This is a genomic window from Paraburkholderia sp. OAS925, from assembly GCF_040543975.1.
Taxonomy (GTDB): domain Bacteria; phylum Pseudomonadota; class Gammaproteobacteria; order Burkholderiales; family Burkholderiaceae; genus Paraburkholderia; species Paraburkholderia graminis.
This window is the reverse complement of record NZ_JBEUNO010000001.1, coordinates 2525008-2543590: the sequence shown is the minus strand read 5'-3', so window position 1 is coordinate 2543590 and position 18583 is coordinate 2525008. Positions and strand designations below refer to the sequence as shown.

Genomic DNA, 18583 nt, shown 5'->3' with positions numbered 1-18583 from the left:
ATCATGAATCGACAAGACGTCTCTTCCGCCCAGTCTTCGCAACCCTTTCTGCAAGTGGTCGGCGTGCATAAACGCTTTACCGGCGTACATGCGTTGCGCGGCGTGAGCCTCGCGTTCGAACGCGGGCAGATCTATCACCTGCTCGGCGAAAACGGCTGCGGCAAGAGCACGCTGATCAAGATCATTTCCGGCGCGCAGCCGCCGGACGAAGGCCAACTCGTGATCGAGGGCGTGCCGCATGCGCGGCTCTCCGCGCTCGAGGCGCTCGCGGCCGGCATCGAAACCGTGTATCAGGATTTGTCGCTGCTGCCGAACATGAGCGTCGCCGAAAACGTTGCGCTCACATCGGAACTCGCGACGCATGCAGGACGGCTCGCGCGCACCTTCGATCGCCGCGTGCTCGCCGCCACGGCCGCGCGCGCGCTCGAAGCGGTGGGCCTGCCCGGCAACGCGGATTTCCAGGCAACGCTCGTCGAGCAACTGCCGCTCGCCACGCGGCAGCTCGTCGCGATTGCGCGGGCCATTGCGAGCGAGGCGAAGTTCGTCATCATGGACGAGCCCACCACGTCGCTCACGCAAAAGGAAGTCGACAATCTGATCGCGGTGCTCGCGAATCTGCGCGCGCAAGGCGTGACGGTGCTGTTCGTGAGCCACAAGCTCGACGAGTGCTATGCGATCGGCGGCGAAGTGATCGTGCTGCGCGACGGGCAAAAGATGGCGCAAGGACCGATCGCGCAGTTCACCAAGGCGCAGATCAGCGAACTGATGACGGGCCGCCATCTGTCGAACGAGCGGTATCGCGAAAGCGCGCACGCGGACGACGTCGTGCTCGACGTGCGCGGCTTCACGCGCGCCGGTCAGTTCAGCGACGTCACGTTCAGGCTGCACGGCGGCGAGATTCTCGGCGTCACCGGACTGCTCGATTCGGGGCGCAACGAACTCGCGCGCGCGTTGGCGGGCGTCGCGCCGGCGCAAGCGGGCGAGGCGCGGCTCGACGGCAAGCCGATTGCGCTGCGCACGCCGTCGGACGCGAAACGCCACCGCATTGGCTACGTGCCGGAAGACCGGCTGAACGAAGGGCTCTTTCTCGACAAGCCGATTCGCGACAACGTGATCACCGCGATGATTTCGAGCCTGCGCGACCGCTTCGGCCAGATCGACCGCGCGCGTGCGCAGGCGCTTGCCGAGCAGACCGTGAAGGATTTGCAGATCGCGACGCCCGGCGTCGACAAGCCCGTGCAATCGCTTTCCGGCGGCAACCAGCAGCGCGTGCTGATCGGCCGCTGGCTGGCCATCGACCCGCGCGTGTTGATTCTGCACGGCCCGACGGTGGGCGTCGACGTGGGCTCAAAGGACATCATCTACCGGATCATGCAGCGGCTCTCGCAGCGCGGCATCGGCATCATTCTGATCAGCGACGACCTGCCCGAGCTTCTACAGAACTGCGACCGCATCCTGATGATGAAGAAGGGACGCGTGGCCGCCGAATATCAGGCCGACGCATTGAGCGAGGCCGATCTGTATCACGCGCTGCTTTCCGAAGCGGCCTAGAGGACGTCAACCGCCATGAACTCGCGCATCCAGCCGCGCATCGACTTGCCCACCGACTCGTCCACCGAATCGCCCATGAAGCAGACCATGACCACTCTGAATGTCGTCGAAGTCGCGCCGAGCGTCGAACCGGGAGGCTTGCGCATGCGGCTCGCGCGCAACCCCGAGTGGTTCACGGTCGCGCTGATCGTGGTCACGTGCCTGATCGTCGGCGCCATCAACCCGCGCTTCTTTCAGTTGGCGACGCTGTTCGATCTGCTGCATTCGGCGACGACCATGTCGCTGTTCGCGCTCGGCACGCTCGTCGTGCTCGCGTCGGGCGGCATCGACGTGTCGTTCACCGCGATTGCCGCGCTGACCATGTACGGCATCACCAAGGCCGTATTCGCGTTCTGGCCGGACGCGCCGTTCGCGCTGATTCTCGTAGCGGGTGCAGTGGGCGGCGTCGTGCTCGGCGTCGTCAACGGCTTGCTCGTGCATCGGCTGAAAGCGCCGTCGCTGATCGTCACGATCGGCACGCAATACCTGTATCGCGGCTTGCTGCTGACGTTTATCGGCACGACGTTCTTCATGAACATTCCGCACAGCATGGATCGCTTCGGCCGCATTCCGCTGTTTTTCTATCACACCGCGGACGGCTTGCGCGCGGTGCTGCCGGTCTCGGTGCTGGCGCTCGTCGCCGCCGCGTTCGTCACCTGGTGGCTGCTCAATCGAACGATGATGGGCCGCGGCGTCTACGCGATGGGCGGCTCGCTTGCGATTGCCGAGCGGCTCGGCTACAACCTGCGCGCGATCCATCTGTTCGTGTTCGGCTATACGGGCATGCTTGCCGGCATCGCGGGCATTCTGCATGTGTCGAACAACCGCCTCGCGAATCCGTTCGATCTGGTCGGCTCGGAACTCGACGTGATCGCCGCGGTGATTCTCGGCGGCGCGCGCATTACGGGCGGCACGGGCACGGTGGTGGGAACGCTGCTCGGCGTGGTGCTGGTTACGCTGATCAAGAGCGTGCTGATTCTTGTCGGCGTGCCGACTACCTGGCAGAAGGTGATTATCGGCGCGTTCATTCTGCTCGCCGGCACGCTGTTCGCGCTGCAACGCAAGCGCTGAAAACGCGCCGCGCGGGGTTGCGTTCGTGTGAGCGGAAGGCGCGTCGCGATGCGCGCCTGCCGCTTCACGCTAAACATATTACGCGCGCTTGCGCGGCGCCTGGCCCTCTTCGGTGATGATCGAATCGAAGTCTTCGATCTGTGAAAAGCGCACGGCTTTCACGACGCCGAACTTGCTTCTGTCCACGACCAGATGCCGCTCGACGGCGCTCGCCATCGCGGCCTGCTTCACTGCGACTTCGTGGAAATTCCAGCAGGTCACGCCGCGCGCGGTGTCCACGCCGCCCGCCGAGATAAACGCCTTGTTGATGCCCATGCGGCGCAGCATCTCGAGACTTTCCTCGCCCGCGAACGAATCCGACGAAGGCACATAGACGCCGCCGAGCAGAATCATGCGCACGTTCGGCTTGCGCCGCAAAATCTCGGCGACGTTCAGCGAATAGCAGACCACGGTCACATGGCGCTCCGGCGGAACGAGGCGCGCGAGTGCAGCGAGCGTCGTGCCGCAATCGATGAAAAGCGTTTCGTTGTCGCCGATCAATCCCGCCGCGATCGACGACGCGTCGGCCTTGGCCTGCGCGAAGTGATCCTTTTCCTGCTCCAGCGAATAGCCGGCGTTATTCGGCACGTCCGTCGCGCTGACGATATAGCCGCCGAGATACGTGAAGCGATCCGAATTCGCGGCAATGTCGCGGCGCACCGTCATTTCCGATACGCCGAGCAGCGCCGCGGCATCGCGCAGGCGCATCACGCTTTGCCGTGTCAGCGCGTCGGCCAGAGCGCGAAGGCGATCGGGTTTGAGCATGGAGGTCCTGGCGCGTGGAGAGAATGTGAATGTCGTTAGATTTCAATCATGCTTGCTGAAACGATTATAACGACAGGCTCATCGTGAGGCGAGCGGAAAGCCAACGCAGTCGCGCAAAAGCGCTTGCTTCGAGACTTCACATGCAGCGTGCGCACAGCGCGCATGGGAACGCGCTTTGCTCACCTCACCGGCGCAGCGGCCCGCATCGCGTGCGCTGTTTTCGACTGACGACAAACGTTTGGAGATTGCCATGGACGGCCTGCCGGGCGAACCCACCGTAGAGGACCGAATCCGCAAGCGCGCGTATGAGCTATGGCAGAGCGACGGCTCGCCGGAAGGAAGCGCCGACGATTACTGGACACGCGCTCAGGCGCAGATCGAAGCCGAAGGCGATACGGGCAACGCCGAGCCGCCGGTTGCCGTCGACCAGTCGAGCAAGGGGCGACGCGCGGACGAAGCCGTCGGCGAAGACAGCGAACCGCGAGCCGATAACGGTTCGTGAGGGCACCTGGCAACACAACTGAGCGACACAACCACGACACGCGGGAGAACATCATGGATTTCGAATACGGAGGGTGCATCGTTCATCTGACGGCAGGCGTCGACGGCGGCGCGATCGTTGCACATGCGAGGATCGAGGTCACGCCAGGCAGCGTGAGTTCGGGCGACGATACGCACGACATGGAGTTTCACCGCGATTTCGTCGATGAACACGAGGCGCTCGAATTCGCGCGCGAACGCGCGACGGCCTGGATCGACGAGCACGTCGAACGGGCAAACGGAGCGGAGCCCGCGGCGTCCGCCGATGGCTATAGCGGCCCGATCAGCTAGCGGCGCATGCAGTCCGCTCAGGTTCAGAATGACCACGCGACTGACCATGCGAATGACCACGCGACTGACCATTGCGACTGACCATTGCCGCGCGTACCGCTTAATTTCATCGCCGGCCTGTACATTTTTCCATCGGCGAAAAGTACTGCGGCTCGCGCGTGACGGCGCCGGGCATGCACCATGCGGCGGCTTCCGAACATAGGTTCGTCGAATGGAGCAGGGCATGCGTATCGCGCAGGTTTCGCCGTTGTATGAGAGGGTGCCGCCCGTGGCCTATGGCGGCGTCGAAAGAGTGGTGGCGTGGCTCGTGGACGGTCTCGTCGCGCGAGGCCACGACGTGACGCTCTTTGCAAGCGGCGACTCGCGCACGCGCGCGCGACTCGTCTCGGGCAGCGACTGCGCGGTTCGTCTGATCGAAGATACCGCCGACCCGCAGGCCTTCCATTTCGCGATGCTCGAGGACGTGGTGCGACGCGCGGACGAATTCGACATCGTGCATTTTCATACCGATTACGCGAGCTTTCCATTCGCCCGGCGTTTGAACTGCGCGTCGCTGACGACCTTGCACTGGCGGCTCGACGTGCCTGGCTTGAGCACGCTTTACCGGCAGTTCGCCGACATGCCGGTGGTCTCGATCTCCGCCGCGCAACGCGCGCCGTTGCCGTGGCTCAACTGGCGCGCCACCGTGCATCACGGCTTGCCCGTCGACCTGCTGCGCTTTCATGAAGAGCCGGGCGACTACGTCGCGTTTCTCGGCCGCATCGCGCCCACCAAGCGGCCCGACCGCGCGATCGAAATTGCGCGGCGCGCGGGCTGGCCGATCCGCATCGCCGCAAAAATCGACAACGGCGATCGTGCGTATTTTGAGCAGGAAATCGCGGAGCTGTTCGAGCTGCCGCATGTCGAGTATTGCGGCGAAGTCGGCGATTCCGACAAGAACGATTTCCTCGGACGCGCGCGTGCGTTGCTGTTTCCGATCGACTGGCCGGAGCCCTTCGGCCTCGTGATGATCGAAGCGCTCGCGTGCGGCACGCCGGTGATCGCCTTCGATCATGGCGCGGCGCATGAAATCGTCGAACACGGCGTGACCGGCTTTCTCGTTCACTCCGTCGACGAAGCGGTCGACGCGCTCGCGAAGATCGACACCATCAGCCGCGCCGCATGCCGCGCGGCCTTCGAGCGCCGCTTCACCGTCGAGCGAATGGTCGATCGGTACGTCCGCATTTACGAAGCGATGCTGCGCGACGCGTGCGACGCGCAACCGCTCGAGGCCGGCTGAAACAAGGCTGAACAACACGCGATCACGGAGCACTTTCCATGCGATTTTTTGCCATTGCGACCGACTACGACAACACCCTTGCATCCGACGGACGCGTTGCCGACGCGACGTGGGCCGCGCTCGAACGCCTGCGCGCGTCGGGCCGCCAGGCGATCCTCGTGAGCGGCCGCGAGATGGACGATCTGCTCGCGATCTGTCCGCGGCTCGATCTGTTTTCGCGAGTCGTCGCGGAAAACGGCGGCGTGCTGTACACGCCGTCGACGGGCGCGCGGCGCCTGCTCGCTCCACCGCCGCCGCCGGCTTTCGTCGACGAATTGCGAAGCCGCGGCCTGCGCCATTTCAGCGTGAGCGAAACGCTCGTCGCGATGATGAAGCCCGCGGAACAGATCGCGCTCGCGGCGATTCGCGATCTCGGCCTCGGCTTGCAGATCATCTTCAACGGCGACGCGGTGATGATCGTGTCGCCGGGCATATCGAAAGCAACCGGCTTGCATGAGGCGCTCGACGAACTCGCGTTGTCGGCCTTCAACGTCGCGGGCGTCGGCGACGCGGAAAACGATCACGCGCTGCTCGACGCATGCGGTTTCTCGGTGGCGGTGGCGAATGCGCTGCCGGCGTTGAAGCAGCACGCCGACATGGTCACGAGCCAGGCGGCTGGCGCGGGCGTCGCGGAACTGGTCGACGCGATCGTAAAGGACGACCTGCGCGAACGCGCGTGCGCCGCGCCGAAGAGCCGCGTGCTGATCGGACATGCACGCGATGCACGCGATGCACACGACACGCGCGAACCCGCGGACCGTTACTGCCCGGCGCACGGCACGGTCGCGCTGCTCGCCGGCGAATCGGGATGCGGCAAGTCGACCGCGTGCGCGGGTCTGCTCGAACGCCTCGCGGGCATGCATCAGCAGTTGTGCATCATCGATCCGGAAGGCGACTATCAGAACGACGAGGATACGATCGTGATCGGCGACGCGCACACCGCGCCGGTCATCGATGAAGTCGTGCAGTTGCTGTTGCGGCCTCCGCGTCCGGCGGTGGCGGTCAATCTGCTGCGTGTGCCGTTGCCCGAGCGGCCCGCGTTCTGCGCGTCGCTGCTGCTCGAAGTGCAGCAGTTGCGTCTGCGAACCGGACGGCCGCACTGGCTCGTATTCGACGAGGCGCATCATCTGTTTCCGGCCGGCTGGGCCGGCGCGAACCAGGCGATTCCGCAGGCGCTCGAGACCGCGCTCGCGATCACCGTTTCTCCGCAGCAACTGGACGGCGCGTTCCTGCGTCAGGTGAACCTGATACTCGCAATGGGTCCGAGCGCCGGCAAAGCGGTGCAGGAACTCGCGAATGCCACCGGCCGCCCCGTGCCGCAGCTTCAGGAAACGCAGCTCGAAACAGGGCAGGCGTTGTTATGGCGGCTCGATGAGCCCGAGCCCGAAGGCGTGATCCGGCTCGAGCCGGGCAGCAAGCATCGCCTCAGGCATCGGCGCAAATACGCGGAAGGGCTGCTGATTCCCGAGCGCAGTTTCTATTTCCGCGGGCCGCAGAACGCATTGAACCTGCGCGCGCATAACCTCGTGCTGTTCGTCGAAATCGCCGAGGGCGTCGATGCGGGCACCTGGCAGTATCATCGCGAGCGCGGCGATTATTCGCGCTGGTTCGAAAAGGAAATCGGCGATCCGGATCTCGCGGCGCAAGCGCGGCAGATCGAGCAGGACGCTTCGCTAGATGCAGCCGCGAGCCTCGCGCGCATCAAGGCCGCCGTGCAGGAGCGTTATACGCAGCCGGAGAATCCGTCGATGCCGGCGGTGCTGACGGCGAAGAATGCGGACGTGGCGACGGCAGATGGCGAAGACGCGGATGGAAAAAAAGAATAGTTCGGATGGCGTAATAAATCCGCGCTCGGGGCTTGCGCGACGCCAATCTAATCGACGCGCGCGAGGCTCGCGTTCGGTTTGCGCGCGGCTTTGCGACGATCATCCAGCGGTGCCGGACTTGTCAGCATCGGCGACGCAGTGCTCACCGTGCGTTCCGCTCCACCCATCGTGCTGAGCGTGTCGAACAGCGCACGCACATCGGCGGCATTCGACGGCGCATCGAAACACAGCGCGAGGCGCTCGAGCATGTGCAGCGCTTGCGAATCGCGCTCCGCGTCGTGAGATTCTTCACGCCACAGCGCGGCCAGCGACAGCGACGCGCGCAGCTCCCACATTGTCGCGCCTTGCCTGCGGGCCATTTGTATGGCCGTGGTGAAATGCGCTTCGGCGTCGGCGGATCGGCGTCGTGCGCGCGCGGCGATACCGAGCACGCGCCACAGTTCAGGGACGAACATCATCTCGCCGTTGTTCTCGCAGAACTGCAACGTGTCGTTGAGCCGGCGTACCGCTTCGTCGATTCGTCCTGCTGCAACCAGCGCCTCCGCATAGGCCGCGATGAACAGCGTGATGAGCCGGCGAAAGCCGCGCGCGATCAGCGCGTCGAGCGAACGCTCCAGCAATGCGACGCCTCGTTGCAGTTGACCGTCGAGAATGTCGCGATGCGCGGACAAACAGTTGCAGTAGTCGCGCCACACGTCGAGCCCATGCAGCGCCACTTGCGAGCGCATGATGTCCAGATACACGGCGGCGCGGCCGAGGTCGCCGCACATCAGCGAGAGCGGCGCGGCCGAAGCGCCGAGCGTGTGCGTGAGCGACGGCTCCATGATGTCAGGCCGCACGAGACCGACGAGCGTGTCGACGAGCCGCATCGCCTCGCCGCAATGTCCCTCGAGCCATGCAATGCGCGCGAGCGTGCCATTGCAGTAGACGAGTGGATCGACGGCAATCGTGTTGTCGCGCTGTCCGCTGTATTCGAGCTCGGCGAAGCGGTTTCTCGTGCGAAGCAGTTCGGCCTTGGCCTCCGCATGGCGGCCGAGGCAATGCTGCGAAATGGCGGCGATCTGATCGGCTAACGTTTCCTGCCAGGCGTTCTCGCGTTGCTGCGCGAGCTGCCGCAAGCGCACCGCGAATTCCGCCGATGCGTGGATGTTGCCGCTTGAAATCATCGTGGTCCACAGGCCCCACAGCGCGCGTGCGTGGTACGCGTCGTCGGCGCGTTCCGTTGCGAGCGCATAGACCTTGCGCCACAATTGCTCGGCTTTCGAGACCGAGCCGCGCACATGCGGCAACGCCGAGGCCAACGCCGCGCGCACGCGCATTTCGTCGCGCGCATCGATGCTTGCGGCGGGCAGCGCGTCGAGCGTGTCGACGGCGCGCGTCGCGCGTTCGCAGCATTCCGCGATCATGCCGCCGTCGAGCAGCGCAGCCGACAGCGTCGATGCCAACTCGACGCCGAGTTGCACGTCGCCGTCGGGCGAGAACGCCCAGTCGTACGCATGGCGCGCGTCGTCGAGCGTGTGTTTGAGTGCGGCGGCGAGTGCGGCGGCGCTGTCCGCGTTGCCGCGCACGGTTTGCGCGGTGTGCGTGATGAAGCACTGCGACAGATAGCGCGCGTGGCGCACCGCGAGTTCCTGGCGCTCGCCTTCGGCTTGCAGCTTGTCGAGCGCGTATGCGCGGGTCGATTCCGACAACCGGTAGCGCGCGACCGGCCCGTCGAACTCCACATTCACGAGCGACTTCGCGAGCAGTTCGCTGATCGCGATGATCGCATCGGCGACCGTCAGCGACGCATCGCATGCGACCGCGCACATCGCTTCGAAGCTGAACACGCCGCCGAACACGGCGCTTCGCCTGAACAGTGCCTGCGACTTCGCGTCGAGCAGCGCGAAGCTCCAGTCGAAGGTCGCGCGCAAGGTCTGGTGACGCGGCAACGCAGTGCGATAGCCGCCCGCGAGTATCGCGAGGCGATCGTCGAGCCGTTGATACACGCCGACCACGCCGAGCGTCACGACGCGCGCGGCCGCCAGTTCGAGCGCGAGCGGAATGCCGTCGAGCCGCCGGCAGATTTCGCCGACGAGCCGCAGTTCGGCGCTGTCCGTGGCCACCTCGCGCTGCATCGAGTTGGCGCGCAGCAGAAACAGATTGACGGCGGAGCGCCGCAGGATGTCTGCATCGGCGCTGCCGGGCTGCGGCACGTCGAGCGGCTCGACGCGAAACACCGCTTCCGCCATGATCCGCAGCGGCTCGCGGCTCGTTACGAGCATGCGCAGATCCGCGTTGACGGCGGCCAATACTTCGACGGCTTCGGCGACGTGCTCGATCACGTGCTCCGCATTGTCAAGCACGAGCAGACGGCGTCCGTCCAGCGCCGACGCGATTTGCGCGAGGCCCGGCGTGGCGTGTTCGACCGGCAGTCCGCAAGCTTGCGCGATGGCGGCGAGCACTTCGTCGCGTGTGCCGAGCGTCGCGAGTTCGACCAACCAGACGGGCTCCGTGAAGGGCTCAGTGACATCTGCCGCGGCCTGGCGCGCGGCTTCGACGGCGAGACTCGTCTTGCCGATGCCGCCCGCGCCGACGAGCGTCAGCACGCGCGTGTGGGCCAGCATCGAGCGGATCTGGATGACGTCCGCTTCGCGCCCGACCAGTTGCATGCGTAACGGCGGAAGCGGGCGTCCGACCGGCGCGCATTGTGCCTCTGGCGAAAGCGCCGCGATGCTCGCCGCACGGTGCCGCTGCACGAGCTGATAGCCGCGGCCAGGCACGGTCAGGATCAGGTCGCGGTCGGCGCCGAGTATCTTGCGCAACGCGGACAGATGAACCTGGATATTGTTTTCCTCGACGATGGTGTTCGGCCACACGGCGTCCATCAGCTCGTCCTTGGTGACGAGGCGGCCGCCGGCCTTGACGACCATCGCGAGAATGTCGAAGGCGCGCGAGCCGAGCGGCACACGTTCGCTGTCACACCATAAGGTGCGCAGTTCCAGATCGATTTGAAAGCGGCCTAGTTCAATCATGTCGTTTTCAATTTCCGGACAACGGGCTGAGGGAAAAACGTGCAGGCGGTAGGGCAGAAATTACCGCGTCCGCGCCTCGGCGTCTTGTCGGTTAGTGCGATGCTTTGTAGGAAAGTCTCGCGATGGCGAGCGCAGGCGGCCGTCATGCCGGCGGGGCGTTGCGTGCGGCGCCTGACGCGCCTTAACGCCCAGCCTGCCGACGCCAATGTCCAGGGGGCGTGCCGACCAGTTGCGAGAATGTGCGCGTGAAATGGCTCTGATCCGAAAACCCACAAGCCATGGCGATGTCGGACAGCGAACGGTCCGATCGTTTCAGAAGTTCGCGCGCCTGGTCGACGCGCCGCTCGAGCAGCCATTGATGCGGCGTGCGCTGCGTGGTCTCGCGAAACGCGCGAATAAAATAACTGCGCGACAGATTGCACGCGCCCGCGATCTCTTCAATAGAAACATTGCCCTGCGATCTGGCGAGCAGCATCTCCTTCGCGCGCGCTTCCTGCAAGGGTGAAAGACGGCGGCTCGCCTGACCCGTTCCACGCGCGGGCTCGCCATATCGATCGAGCAGATGCGTGCCGATGGTCACGCCGAGTTGTTCGACGAAAAGCGGGCTCGCGTTGTTCTGTGCGTCGAGTGTGAGCGCGAGCACCTGGGCGAGATGGCCGAGCACCGGGTCCTTGTGTCCCGCGACGGTCGCGATGCGTGCGAGGCCGCGGCCGCGTTCATGGCAGGTGTCGCTGACGAACGCGCGCGACAGTTCGATCAGCACGAAGTCGAAGCCGCCCAGCAGTTCGGCGCGATAGTCGTCGGCGAGATCGCGCACGTACACCGAGTCGCGCTCGAACTCATGCGTGGTCCATCGATGCTGCGAGTGGATGCGCCGCCGATGTCCCGTTCTCAGCGATACGCCGATCAGAAAGCCGCGGCCCGAGCCGTCCATGACGACCGGGTTCGTGTCGCTGCCGAGCGTGCATTTGCGATAGAACCTGAACTCGCCGGTATCGAGTTCGCGGTCATGCTGCAAGCGGCTCGACAGACAGCCGAGCGAATCCTCGCGAGCCGCGGTGGCAGACCCTGTGGAAGAAACGGTGGAAGAAGCGGTGGAAGAAGCGGTGGAAGAAGCCCCAGTGGAAGAAGCGGCGGATGCAAGCCTATCGTTGAGCATGGTCGTTACCCCTGTTCGTCGCAGCGCCCGACTGCATGCCGTTAATTTACTCGGAAATAATTAAATGTAAGTGAATTGTCATTATGCCGGGTTTTCCGGCGAATTGGGGATGGCGGCTCATTCGCCATATGCACAAACAATAGGCAAAAAGCGCGATAAGAAACGCGATAAGAAGGGCGAGAGCCGCGCCGGGACTGGCTTTGCGCGCAGGAGCGGGATGGCGGACGCCCGGCGGCAATTGATTTTGTGATTTCTTTAGACGTATTGCCGCAATCGAGCGCGTGTCAAAATTCAGCGCCGACAACAGTCATGTATTTGAAGTGCATCTATTAATCGGCAACGCGCGCTTTGCAGCCACGAAGAAGGCGCGGCGCCGCTGCAATCGCGGCGCCGCGCCTCAGCCATTAACGGCATTAACAGCTAACAGCATCAGCTCTGCAGGAACTCCAGCAGATCGGCATTCACCTTATCCGCGTGCGTCGAGCACATGCCATGCGGCGCGCCGGCATACACCTTCAGCGTCGCGTTCTTGACCAGCTTGGCCGACAGTCGCGCCGCGCCGTCGATCGGCACGATCTGGTCGTCGTCGCCGTGAAGGATCAGCGTGGGCATGTCCATCTTCTTCAGGTCCGGTGTGTAGTCGACCTCGGAGAACTGCTTGATGCATTCATACTGGCCTTTGATCGAGCCGAGCATGCCTTCGCGCCAGAACTCGTCGATCAGGCCTTGCGACACTTTCGCGTTCGGCCGGTTGAAACCATAGAAGGGCACCGCGAGGTCCTTGTAGAACTGCGAGCGGTTCGCCGCCACGTTCGCGCGAATGCCGTCGAACACGGACATCGGCAGGCCGTTCGGATGCGCTTCGGTCTTGACCATGATCGGCGGCACTGCGCCGATCAGCACGGCCTTCGCGACGCGCGCGCTGCCGTGGCGGCCGATATAGTGAGCGATTTCGCCGCCGCCCGTCGAATGGCCGACGAGCGTCGCTTCCTTCAGATCGAGCGCGTCGATCACCGCCGCCAGATCGTCCGCGTAGGTGTCCATGTCGTTGCCGTGCGACGGCTGGTCCGAACGGCCGTGGCCGCGGCGGTCATGAGCGATCACGCGATAACCCTTCTGCACGAGGAACAGCATCTGCGGGTCCCAGGCGTCCGCGTCGAGCGGCCAGCCGTGCGAGAACACGACGGGCTTACCGGTGCCCCAGTCCTTGAAAAAAATCCGCGTGCCGTCTTTCGTCGTGACCGTGTTCATGCTGTGTCGCTCTCCGTGATGTGAGTGAGATGAGTTGCCCGCATGGCTCGCGCCGCCGGCCGATGCCGCGGCCATCGCGGCGCCGGGCGCGGCAAACGCGGCAACGGCCGCGCTTGCGCCCGCTGCGAGCAACTGGCGGCGATTGGCCGATGGAACTGCGGATGAGTTAGCCAAATTATTCTCCGTACCTGTGACGTTGTTGTGTGCCGCTTTCAATGCTACGGGCGCGCATAGTCGCCGTACTTCAGATTGCTTAATTGTTGTTAACCTCGTGTTGTTAACCTCGTGTCGTTAAGCCCGTGTCGCCCGCCGCGCCTCATCACGCATGCCGTCCCGACTCGAACAGGAACCACACGCGCTGTTCGGCTTCGTCGATCCAGTTTTCGAGCAGGCTTGCCGTCGCGACATCGCCATACTCGTCGCACAGCGAATGCGTTTCGCGCATATAGCCGGCAAGCGCCAGGTTGTCCTCGCGCAACTCGGCGAGCATGTCGTCGGGCGTGACGAAGTCCGCGTCGTTATCGGCGATGCGCTGCAGCTTCGTGATGTGTCCCGCCGAGCGCAGCGTCTTTCCGCCGATCTTGCGCGCGCGCTCCGCGATCGGATCGGTGGTCGCGTAGATCTGGTCCGACTGCTCGTCGAGCAGCAGGTGATAGTCGCGGAAGTACGGGCCGGACATATGCCAGTGGAAGTTCTTCGTCTTCAGATAGAGCGCGAAACACGTCGGCGAGCAGCGTGGTCAACGCGGCGGCGATGTCGCGCGTCGCGTCTTCGCTGAGGCGGGTCGGCGTCTTCAGCGGCGCCGCGCGATGCGCTGCGGCCTCTTTGATGTCTTTCATGGCGATTCCTTTTTAAAGGCCAGTGAGCAGTGGGTCGAACGTGTCGAAGCATTCGGTTTACCGCGCTGCCAGTGTAAAAACTCCGCCTGCAAAAAGTCCTGCAGAAAAGATGAAAAGTTCTGAGGCGCATCACCCTCTCGCCACGCCTCGCCGGACAGTTCTTTTAAGAACTATTAAGGGCTTGCACAAGGACTCGGCAAAACCCCGCCGATAGACTGCCTCCCAGTTCGACTCGCCATGAGTGCGAGCCCCGCACTCATCCCAGTCTGCCTGTCCTTTCCCACTGGAGCCCGTCATGTCCCAGGACCCGTCAACCGGATTCACCCCGGCCGAAGTCGTTTTCTTCAACGGCAAAATCGCGACGCAGGACGACAAGCGTTCGTTCGCGGATTCGCTTGCCGTCGCGAACGGCCGTGTGATCGCCGCAGGTTCGCGCGATGCCGTGATGCGTCACGTGAACGACGCCACCCGCCATGTCGATCTGAAAGGCCGCACGGTCATTCCGGGTCTCAACGATTCGCATCTGCACATCATTCGCGGCGGTCTGAACTTCAACATGGAGTTGCGTTGGGACGGCGTGCCGTCGCTCGCCGATGCACTCGACATGCTGCGCAAGCAGGTCGCGCGCACGCCGGCCCCGCAGTGGGTTCGCGTGGTCGGCGGCTGGAACGAATTCCAGTTCGCCGAGCGGCGCGGCCCGACGCTCGAGGAAATCAACGCGATCGCGCCGGATACGCCCGTGTTCATCCTGCATCTGTACGACAGCGCGCTGCTGAATGCGGCGGCGCTGCGCGCGGTCGGCTACACGAAGGACACGCCCAATCCGCCGGGCGGCGAGATTCAACGCGACAAGCGCGGCAATCCGACCGGCATGCTGATCGCACGGCCCAACGCCGGGCTGCTGTATGCGACGCTCGCGAAGGGTCCGAAGCTCGCGCTGGAAGACCAGCGCAATTCGACGCGCCACTTCATGCGCGAACTGAACCGCCTCGGCGTGACGAGCGCGATCGATGCGGGCGGCGGCTATCAGGCCTATCCCGACGACTACGCGGTCATCATGGAGATGGCCAGGCGCAATGAACTGACCGTGCGCATCGCCTACAACCTCTTCACGCAGAACGCGAAGAAAGAGATCGAGGACTTTGCGAAGTGGGTGAAGATGACGAAGCCCGGCGAAGGCGACGACTTCCTGCGCGTGAACGGCGCCGGCGAAATGCTGGTGTTTTCCGCAGCCGACTTCGAAGACTTCCTGGAGCCGCGGCCCGATTTGCCCGACACGCTCGAAGTCGAACTCGAGGCGGTGGTGAGACTGCTGGTCGCGAACCGCTGGCCGTTCCGTCTGCATGCCACGTATAACGAGTCGATCGAGCGCTTCCTGAATGTGTTCGAGCGCGTGAACGCCGACATTCCGTTTAACGGCCTGCGCTGGTTCTTCGATCATTGCGAAACGATCACGCAGAAGAACATCGAGCGGGTGCGCGCGCTCGGCGGCGGCATCGCCATTCAGCATCGGATGGCGTATCAGGGCGAGTACTTCATCCAGCAGTACGGCGAAGAAGCGGTCAAGCACACGCCGCCGATCCGCCAGATGCTCGACGCGGGTCTGCCGGTCGGTGCGGGCACGGACGCGACGCGCGTCGCCAGTTTCAATCCGTTCGTGTCGCTTTACTGGATGGTGTCGGGCAAGACGGTCGGCGGCACGGCGATGTATTCGAGCGCGAACAAGCTCGACCGCATGGAAGCACTGCGCCGCTACACGGTGGGCAGCGCGTGGTTCTCGAACGAAGACGACCGCAAGGGCGCGCTGATGCCGGGCCACTTCGCGGACTTCGCGGTGCTGAGCGACGACTACTTCAGCGTGGACGAAACCAGCATCAAGTACCTCGAATCAGTGATGACGGTCGTGGGCGGCAAGGTCGTCTATGCGGCCGACGAGTTCGCGCCGCTCGCACCGCCCGACCTGCCGGTGAGCCCGTCGTGGTCGCCGGTCGCTGAGTTCGGCGGCTACAGCCGTTATAAGCCGACCGCGGTGGCCTGTGTGGACGGCTGCGTGAATCTGTGCGGCGTGCACGCGCATGCGCACGGCTGGGCGTGGCGCAAGAACGTGCCGGTCAGCGATTCGAACGGCTTCTGGGGCGCGCTCGGCTGCAGTTGCTTCGCGTTCTGACGCGCGACACACGCACCAGGCACTTGATGTTGCGCCCGGCTCTTTAATACATCGTCGCAAGCGGGAACCCTCATGCCGACTCTGACCGATGGCGTGCTCTATGGGCTCGGCATTCTGGTTCTCGACTTCCTCGCGTGGCGCTTCATGGGCCGGCGCAGCGAGCAGGCGCGGCTCGCGTTGCGCGCGCTGATGTTCGGCCTGTCGAGCTACGTGCTGTTTAGCCACGGGATGAATCCGCTGCGTGAGGCGCCGTGGTCCGCGGAACCGGTGCGCCATCTGCTCGCGCAGATTCTCGAGGTCGTCTGGTGGCTGCAAGGCGCGCGGCTTGTCACCGTCGTGCTCGACCGGATGGTGTTGCCCGACACCTGGCACAAGGAGCGTCTCTTTCAGGACGTGCTCGGCGCGCTGGTGTTTCTCGCGGCCGCGGTCGGCGCGATTGCGTTCGTGCTGCAACTGCCGGTGCGCGGGCTGCTCGCCACTTCGGGAGCGGTCGCGGTGGTGCTGGGTCTCGCGATCCAGAGCACGCTGAACGACGTGTTCTCCGGCATCGTGCTCAATGCGACGCAGCCGTTTCGCATCGGCGACTGGATCACCATCGGCGAAGTGGAAGGCCGGGTCGTGGAGAGCAACTGGCGCGCGACGAGCCTGCTCAACTCGCAGGGCAACATCGTCGTGATTCCGAATAGCGTGGCGGCACGCACGAACATCGTCAATGCAAATCAGCCGATGCACACGCACGGCGTGAGCGTGGTGCTGCCGGTCAAGCCGTCGGTTCGTCCCGCGACGGTATTGCAGGCGCTGATGCACGCCGCGGCGAGTTCGCCGGAAGTGCTCGCCGAGCCGAAGCCGCTGGTGAGCGTGAAGCGCGCGACCAACGACGCGATCGAGTACGAGATCGTTTGTTATGTCGACGCGTGGACCAAGAAGATCGGCGTGCGCAACGATCTTTACGACCTCGCGCACCGGCATCTGCTATCGCGCGGTGTGGTGTTGCGGCCGTTGTCGGTGGCCGAACCCATAGGCGAGCCCGCCGACGAAAAGCAGCGACTGCTGCGCAACGTGCTGATCTTCCAGACGCTCGACGACGGTGAAATCGCCGAGCTTGCCGCGCAATTGACGCCGCACGAGTTCGACGCCGGCGACACCATCTACAGCGCCGCCGACGAGGGCGGCCACGAGCTGCATATTCTCGCGCGCGGCGTCGCGAAAGCGGGTCGTGACGAAAGAGGGCGTCGAGGTCGAGTTGCGCAGGCTCGCGCCAGGCGACTCGGTCGGCCAGTCCGGAATACTCGCCGGTGTCAGAACCGGCGTGATCGTGCGCGCACTGACGCGGGCCACGGTGTTCCGGCTCGACAAGGACGCGCTGACACCGATCCTCGCGCGGCGGCCGGACGTGGCGCGCGAAATGTGCCGGCTGCTTTCCGTCCATCACGAAAGCGAAAAGATGCTGCTCGCGCCGTCCGCGAATGCCGATGCGGGCAGCGGCGGTTTGCTGCAATGGATTCGCGACGGCGTGCGGCGTTTTCACGAACTCGCGCTGTGAGCGCGGGTGTGCGTGTGAACGTGCGCTTGCGCTTATTTCCGCTTCAGGCTTTTTAAGTTTGCGCCAAGGCTTTTATCGGCGGCAATCGTTACGCTGTTCAAGGCTCGGTCGATGGCCTGCCGATGGCAGCCTTTCGCGTGTTCGCAGGAATCGCGCGAGGACTACGGCCCGATGAAGAGGCCCGCGCGATGCGCTACGTGGAGGAGATGAGATGAACAGGACCATAGCGGGCATCGCGATGCCGGACAGTGCGATGGCCCGCGGGGCAACCGAGCGGGTCCGCGCGACGGAATCGGCGCTGATGTTCCGTCACGCGCAGCGGGCGTTTTTATTCGGCGCGTTGACCGGCTATCGCGAGAACCTGGTGTTCGACATCGAACTGCTGTACGTGGGCGCGATGTTTCATAACGTGGGCCTGAATATCGTGCATCGCGGATCGTCGTGCCGCTACGAGGTCGATAGCGCGAACGCGGCGCGCGACTTCATGCGCGAGCACAAGGCCGCGGCGAGTGCGATCGACGAAGTCTGGCTGGCGGTCGCGCTGCATACGACGCCGGGCATTCCCGAGCATCTCGCGCCGCTCGCGGCGTTGCTTGCCGCGGGTGTGCAAATGGACGTGCGCGGCGCGTGCTACGACGAATTCGCCCCGCAGCAGCGCGACGAAATCGTCGAGGCGTGTCCGCGGGAAGCCGGCTTCAAGAAGCGGATTCTCGAGGAATACGCGCGCGGCATGGAGTTTCGTCCGCATACGACGTTCGGCACGGTGAACGCCGACGTACTGGACCGGTGGGACCCGAACTACCGGCGTCTGAATTTTTGCGGGCTGGTGCTCGGTTCGGAATGGCCGAACTGAGCATGGCCTCGATAGGAGGTTGATATGGGCTACATCATTTCATTGGGCGTCGGCTTCGGCGTCGGACTGCTCTACTGGCTGCTCAAGGTGCAGTCGCCGGCACCGCCGTTGATCGCGCTCGCCGGCCTGCTCGGCATGGTGCTCGGCGAACACGCGATCCCTGTCGTGAAGGGCCAACTCTTCACGCCGAGCGCGGCGGTCCAAAGCGCGCCGCCCGCAGCGGATGGCGCCGCGCAAAAACCGCTCGCGCCGGGCGCCGCGAAAGAGGGTGGTTGATTCCACGCCATCGCAGCGCATTCCTCCGCTCCATTGCACAC

The 18583-nt window shown here is 64.4% G+C and carries 14 protein-coding genes and 1 pseudogene; 10 read left to right on the top strand and 5 right to left on the bottom strand.

Translation table 11 applies throughout. The features are described from left to right. The first annotated feature begins 3 nt into the window (after positions 1 to 3). Together ABIE53_RS11110 and ABIE53_RS11105 are read left to right on the top strand one after the other, a co-directional pair. Positions 4 to 1551, top strand: coding sequence for a sugar ABC transporter ATP-binding protein (locus tag ABIE53_RS11110; RefSeq protein WP_006052802.1), 1548 nt, complete (start codon positions 4 to 6; stop codon positions 1549 to 1551). A 75-nt stretch (positions 1552 to 1626) separates the two neighbouring features. Beyond that, positions 1627 to 2661: an ABC transporter permease gene (locus ABIE53_RS11105; RefSeq protein WP_310035324.1), complete on the top strand. Its 1035-nt coding sequence runs from the start codon at positions 1627 to 1629 to the stop codon at positions 2659 to 2661. Positions 2662 to 2739: 78 nt separating this feature from the next. Here ABIE53_RS11105 and ABIE53_RS11100 read toward each other — a convergent pair whose 3' ends face one another. Continuing rightward, positions 2740 to 3465: a DeoR/GlpR family DNA-binding transcription regulator gene (locus ABIE53_RS11100; RefSeq protein WP_029968517.1), complete on the bottom strand. Its 726-nt coding sequence runs from the start codon at positions 3463 to 3465 to the stop codon at positions 2740 to 2742. A gap of 250 nt (positions 3466 to 3715) precedes the next feature. Between ABIE53_RS11100 and ABIE53_RS11095 the strand changes: the two genes are divergently transcribed. From ABIE53_RS11095 to ABIE53_RS11080, 4 genes are all read left to right on the top strand, one after another. After that, positions 3716 to 3967, top strand: a complete 252-nt coding sequence (locus tag ABIE53_RS11095; RefSeq protein WP_006052799.1) for a DUF2934 domain-containing protein — start codon at positions 3716 to 3718, stop codon at positions 3965 to 3967. 53 nt (positions 3968 to 4020) lie between these two features. Continuing rightward, the gene (locus ABIE53_RS11090) at positions 4021 to 4296 is read left to right on the top strand and encodes a hypothetical protein (protein ID WP_006052798.1); all 276 of its coding nucleotides are present in this window, start codon (positions 4021 to 4023) and stop codon (positions 4294 to 4296) included. Positions 4297 to 4519: 223 nt separating this feature from the next. Next, entirely contained in the window at positions 4520 to 5575 is a 1056-nt protein-coding gene (locus ABIE53_RS11085) for a glycosyltransferase family 4 protein (RefSeq protein WP_006052797.1), read from the top strand. A gap of 38 nt (positions 5576 to 5613) precedes the next feature. Continuing rightward, positions 5614 to 7440, top strand: coding sequence for an HAD hydrolase family protein (locus ABIE53_RS11080; protein ID WP_114156148.1), 1827 nt, complete (start codon positions 5614 to 5616; stop codon positions 7438 to 7440). Between the two features lie 47 nt (positions 7441 to 7487). Here ABIE53_RS11080 and ABIE53_RS11075 read toward each other — a convergent pair whose 3' ends face one another. From ABIE53_RS11075 to ABIE53_RS11060, 4 genes and pseudogenes are all read right to left on the bottom strand, one after another. Next, positions 7488 to 10454, bottom strand: coding sequence for an ATP-binding protein (locus tag ABIE53_RS11075; RefSeq protein WP_114156147.1), 2967 nt, complete (start codon positions 10452 to 10454; stop codon positions 7488 to 7490). Between the two features lie 181 nt (positions 10455 to 10635). Continuing rightward, entirely contained in the window at positions 10636 to 11613 is a 978-nt protein-coding gene (locus tag ABIE53_RS11070; RefSeq protein WP_192698867.1) for a helix-turn-helix transcriptional regulator, read from the bottom strand. A 429-nt stretch (positions 11614 to 12042) separates the two neighbouring features. Beyond that, on the bottom strand, positions 12043 to 12864 hold the full coding sequence (locus ABIE53_RS11065) for an alpha/beta fold hydrolase (RefSeq protein ID WP_029968505.1): 822 nt from the start codon (positions 12862 to 12864) through the stop codon (positions 12043 to 12045). A gap of 319 nt (positions 12865 to 13183) precedes the next feature. Continuing rightward, a pseudogene (locus tag ABIE53_RS11060) lies at positions 13184 to 13703 on the bottom strand (Dps family protein). A gap of 295 nt (positions 13704 to 13998) precedes the next feature. Between ABIE53_RS11060 and ABIE53_RS11055 the strand changes: the two are divergent. The 4 genes from ABIE53_RS11055 to ABIE53_RS11035 all read left to right on the top strand — a co-directional run bounded on the left by ABIE53_RS11055 (position 13999) and on the right by ABIE53_RS11035 (position 18542). Further along, complete coding sequence (locus ABIE53_RS11055; RefSeq protein ID WP_006049060.1) at positions 13999 to 15870, top strand: amidohydrolase; 1872 nt, start codon at positions 13999 to 14001, stop codon at positions 15868 to 15870. Between the two features lie 72 nt (positions 15871 to 15942). Further along, complete coding sequence (locus ABIE53_RS31985) at positions 15943 to 17469, top strand: mechanosensitive ion channel domain-containing protein (protein ID WP_502922730.1); 1527 nt, start codon at positions 15943 to 15945, stop codon at positions 17467 to 17469. A gap of 155 nt (positions 17470 to 17624) precedes the next feature. Beyond that, the gene (locus ABIE53_RS11040) at positions 17625 to 18266 is read left to right on the top strand and encodes a phosphohydrolase (RefSeq protein ID WP_114156144.1); all 642 of its coding nucleotides are present in this window, start codon (positions 17625 to 17627) and stop codon (positions 18264 to 18266) included. Between the two features lie 24 nt (positions 18267 to 18290). Next, positions 18291 to 18542 (top strand): DUF1427 family protein, encoded by a 252-nt coding sequence (locus ABIE53_RS11035; protein ID WP_006049057.1) that lies wholly within the window; start codon positions 18291 to 18293, stop codon positions 18540 to 18542. The last annotated feature ends 41 nt before the right edge of the window (positions 18543 to 18583 follow it).

Coding starts and splice junctions, on each gene's coding strand:
- ABIE53_RS11110 (WP_006052802.1), top strand. CDS start 4: ATGAATCGACAAGACGTCTCTTCCGCCCAGTCTTCGCAACCCTTTCTG.
- ABIE53_RS11105 (WP_310035324.1), top strand. CDS start 1,627: ATGAAGCAGACCATGACCACTCTGAATGTCGTCGAAGTCGCGCCGAGC.
- ABIE53_RS11100 (WP_029968517.1), bottom strand. CDS start 3,465: ATGCTCAAACCCGATCGCCTTCGCGCTCTGGCCGACGCGCTGACACGG.
- ABIE53_RS11095 (WP_006052799.1), top strand. CDS start 3,716: ATGGACGGCCTGCCGGGCGAACCCACCGTAGAGGACCGAATCCGCAAG.
- ABIE53_RS11090 (WP_006052798.1), top strand. CDS start 4,021: ATGGATTTCGAATACGGAGGGTGCATCGTTCATCTGACGGCAGGCGTC.
- ABIE53_RS11085 (WP_006052797.1), top strand. CDS start 4,520: ATGCGTATCGCGCAGGTTTCGCCGTTGTATGAGAGGGTGCCGCCCGTG.
- ABIE53_RS11080 (WP_114156148.1), top strand. CDS start 5,614: ATGCGATTTTTTGCCATTGCGACCGACTACGACAACACCCTTGCATCC.
- ABIE53_RS11075 (WP_114156147.1), bottom strand. CDS start 10,454: ATGATTGAACTAGGCCGCTTTCAAATCGATCTGGAACTGCGCACCTTA.
- ABIE53_RS11070 (WP_192698867.1), bottom strand. CDS start 11,613: ATGCTCAACGATAGGCTTGCATCCGCCGCTTCTTCCACTGGGGCTTCT.
- ABIE53_RS11065 (WP_029968505.1), bottom strand. CDS start 12,864: ATGAACACGGTCACGACGAAAGACGGCACGCGGATTTTTTTCAAGGAC.
- ABIE53_RS11055 (WP_006049060.1), top strand. CDS start 13,999: ATGTCCCAGGACCCGTCAACCGGATTCACCCCGGCCGAAGTCGTTTTC.
- ABIE53_RS31985 (WP_502922730.1), top strand. CDS start 15,943: ATGCCGACTCTGACCGATGGCGTGCTCTATGGGCTCGGCATTCTGGTT.
- ABIE53_RS11040 (WP_114156144.1), top strand. CDS start 17,625: ATGAACAGGACCATAGCGGGCATCGCGATGCCGGACAGTGCGATGGCC.
- ABIE53_RS11035 (WP_006049057.1), top strand. CDS start 18,291: ATGGGCTACATCATTTCATTGGGCGTCGGCTTCGGCGTCGGACTGCTC.